General features: G+C 71.6%; 3 protein-coding genes and 1 pseudogene. 1 reads left to right on the top strand and 3 read right to left on the bottom strand.

The features are described from left to right. From AB0C29_RS39990 to AB0C29_RS39980, 3 genes and pseudogenes are all read right to left on the bottom strand, one after another. A pseudogene (locus tag AB0C29_RS39990) lies at positions 1-455 on the bottom strand (alanine dehydrogenase); the annotation flags it as partial. 137 nt (positions 456-592) lie between these two features. Further along, positions 593-1,591: a CU044_5270 family protein gene (locus AB0C29_RS39985; protein WP_360832039.1), complete on the bottom strand. Its 999-nt coding sequence runs from the start codon at positions 1,589-1,591 to the stop codon at positions 593-595. Beyond that, positions 1,588-2,211: an RNA polymerase sigma factor gene (locus AB0C29_RS39980; RefSeq protein ID WP_360832037.1), complete on the bottom strand. Its 624-nt coding sequence runs from the start codon at positions 2,209-2,211 to the stop codon at positions 1,588-1,590. The genes AB0C29_RS39985 and AB0C29_RS39980 overlap by 4 nt, the downstream gene beginning before the upstream one ends. 100 nt (positions 2,212-2,311) lie before the next feature. On the opposite strand from AB0C29_RS39980, the gene AB0C29_RS39975 reads away from it, so the two are divergent. Further along, positions 2,312-3,293: LLM class flavin-dependent oxidoreductase (locus AB0C29_RS39975; protein WP_360832035.1), on the top strand; the 982-nt coding region annotated here is incomplete at its 3' end.

The raw sequence follows: 3,293 nt of genomic DNA, 5'->3' as shown, positions 1-3,293 counted from the left end.
GAGCGCATCAGGTGGTAGGAGCCGACCTGCGGGGCCAGCCGCCCGGCGACCTCCGACATCGGCGCCAGCAACGGCAACGACCGATCCGGCAACTCGACCGTCTCGTACGCGATCCCGGTGACCTTGCGGTCCAGAAGCGCGTCAGTGCACTCCTTGGACGCCGCCAGGTGAAGGTACGTGAACAGGACCTGGCCCTCACGCATCCGGCCGTACTCCTCAGCGATCGGCTCCTTGACCTTCAGGATCAGATCACCGGTGCCCCACACCTCATCCGGCCCGGCCAGGATCGTGGCCCCGGCAGCGACGTAGTCGGCGTCGGTGATCGACGAACCGGCACCCGCGCCGGCCTGCACGTACACCTCGTGGCCGGCCCGGTTCAGCTCGAAGACCCCTGCGGGGGTGATCGCGACCCGGAACTCGTTGTTCTTGACTTCGCTCGGAATGCCGACCTTCATGAGTCGACACCGTCCTTTCCGGGAGAGACGTCGATGGCTCATACCCGAGACGGGCTGCTTCGCAGATTACCGTCCCACCAAGTGGAAGATACTGCCGATCCGTTGCGCGAAGATCAAGATTTGGAGCCGGTCGCCGGCTAACGCGGAAGCACGCCGGTGCCGGAGACGACGCCCCGCTGCAGGACCGCGGTGGTACCGGTGAGCATGCCGGCCTTGCCCAGCTCGCTGTCCCGGACGAGGTACGAACGCTCGCCGAGGTATTCGAAGGTGACCGGGTCGAAGATCCACTCCTGCCGCTCGCCGTCCTCGCGGGTCCGCGCGACGGCAACCCCGTGCCGGCCCTGCGCGTCGACCGAGTCGGCCACCAGCACCACCCCGGGGATCCGCGCGGCCGCCCGGTAGATCGCGGCAGCCACCGCCGGGGGCAGCAACGACTCCCGCAGCGCGTCACCGAGGAAGCCGAAGGCGGCGGTGTCCGGACCGCTGTCCTGGCCCTCGGTCTCGGCGTAGATCCGCTTGAGCAGCTCGGCCGGGTCGGTGGGCAGCTCCGCGTATTTACTGTTCGGTTCGGCGCCGGACAGACCGAACGTCTCGCCCCGTTCCCGGATGAGGCCCTCGTCGCCCCGTGTGGCGGGCAGCCAGATCTCCCGGTCGTGCACCTCGTCGAGGACGGAGTTGGCGGCACTGATCTCCTGCTGATCGGAGCTGGGATCTCCATTGATCATCAGCCAGGCCACCCGGCTCCTGACGTAGACGTACTGGCCCCGGCCGAGCGGCACCGACGGCTCCCGGCCCGCGACCGCGGCCACCCGGTCCATCAGCAGCGCCACGCCGGTCGCGTCACCGGTGGCGACCGCCACGCGCGAGTCCGCGCCGGTGGTCGCCCCGCTGCCCGTCCGACCGTGGAACACCGCCACCCCGATGATCACCGCGACCAGCACCGCGGCCGCGACCGGCGCGGCGAGCAGGGCGAACCGAGGACCGGACCGTACGGGCGGGGGCTCGGCCACGTGCTGCAGGAACGCGTCCTTGAGCAGGCGGTGCCGGACGCGGCTCAGCTCCGGGTCCCCCGGCGGCGGCAGCAGGCGCGCCAGTTCGGCCCGTTCGGCCGGATCGAGCCGTGGTGACTGCTTCATCGCTTGTGCTCCTGGTTCGATCGGGTTGCCTCGGTGCGGCCGAGGTGTTCCTGTCCACTGCCCGGCCCGGGGGCCGGGCGGCCCTGCTCCGCGGTGAGCTCCCGCAACTTCGCCCGCGCCCGGGAGAGCCGGGACCGGACCGTGCCGACCGGTACGCCCAGCGCCTCCGCGGTCTGCGCGTAGTCGAGCCCGGACCAGACGCAGAGCGTGAACACCTCCCGCTCGGCCGGCCGCAGCCGGTCCAGGGCGGCCGTCGCGGCGGCCAGCTGCTCGCTGTCACGCATCCGGTTGACGAGCTCGTCGGCGAAGTCCGGCATCGCCTCGGCCGGTGGCAACCGGACCAGCGCGGCGGCGTGCCGGCGGGCCGCACGCCGGTTGTTGCGCAGCACGTTGACGGCGATGCCGAGCAGCCAGGGCAGCACGCTGTCACCGTCGGGCCGCAGTTTGCCGCGCAGCCGCCACGCCTCCAGGAAGGTCAGCGACACGATGTCCTCGGCCGCGCTCCAGTTGCCGGTGCTCCGCACGACGTGCCGGTACACCGCCTGCGCGTGGTCGGAGAAGAGCTGCCCGAACGTCGCGGGATCGCCGGCACGGATCCGGGCTCGGTGGGATGGGTTCACAACCACTACCTGTCCGCTCGCGGCGCCGAGTTCCCGTGGCGGTCGTCACGCCTGGTCGCCGCCGGTTGGCGGGGCGACCACCACGACGGAGGATTCATGAATGGCTGCCTCTCCCCTGCCCCTGGCTCTGCTCGACCTCGCCCCGATCACCGCCGGCCAGGCCGCGCGGGAGAGCTTCGAGGCCAGCGTCGCCGTCGCCCGCGCCGCCGAACGCAGCGGCTACCAGCGAGTCTGGTACGCCGAACATCACAACATGCCGTCGATCGCCTCGTCGGCCACCAGTGTGCTGATCGGCTACATCGCCGCGCACACCGACACGATCCGGCTCGGCGCGGGCGGGATCATGCTGCCCAACCACTCGCCGCTGGTGATCGCCGAGCAGTTCGGCACCCTGGCCACCCTGTTCCCCGGCCGCATCGACCTGGGCCTGGGCCGCGCGCCGGGCAGCGACCAGAACACGATGCTGGCGCTGCGGCGTGACCCCACGTCGGCGGACTCGTTCCCGCAGGACGTGCTGGAACTCCAGGGCTACCTGAGCGGCAAGACCCGCGTTCCCGGCGTCCAGGCGGTGCCCCGGGCGCCCGAGGTGGTGCCGCTGTACATCCTCGGCTCGTCGCTGTTCGGCGCGCAGCTGGCGGCCCAGCTCGGCCTGCCGTACGCGTTCGCCTCGCACTTCGCCCCGGCCCACCTGCACCAGGCGGTGGAGATCTACCGCGAGACGTTCCAGCCGTCCGCGCAGCTGGAGCAGCCGTACGTGATCGCGGGCGCGAACGTCTTCGCGGCGGAGGACCACGACGAGGCGGTCCGGCAGATGACGGTGGCGTACCGGGCCCGGACCCGGGCGATGATCTCGCGGGGCGCGGTCGGCACCAACTTCACCGACGCGGAGATCGACGCGTTCCTGGCCTCACCGAACGGGCGCCAGCTGGCCGCGATGACGAAATACACGGCGGCCGGCACGCCCGACGAGGTGCGCGCCTACCTGGCGGACTTCGCGGCGTCGTGCGGGGCCGACGAGGTGATCGTGGCGCACTACGCCTCGGAGATCGACGACCGGGTGCGCTCGGTCGAGCTGACCGGCG

This window comes from Actinoplanes sp. NPDC048791 (assembly GCF_040650095.1).
In the GTDB taxonomy this organism is placed as follows: Bacteria; Actinomycetota; Actinomycetes; order Mycobacteriales; family Micromonosporaceae; genus Actinoplanes.
This window is presented reverse-complemented; position numbering and strand designations above follow the sequence as displayed.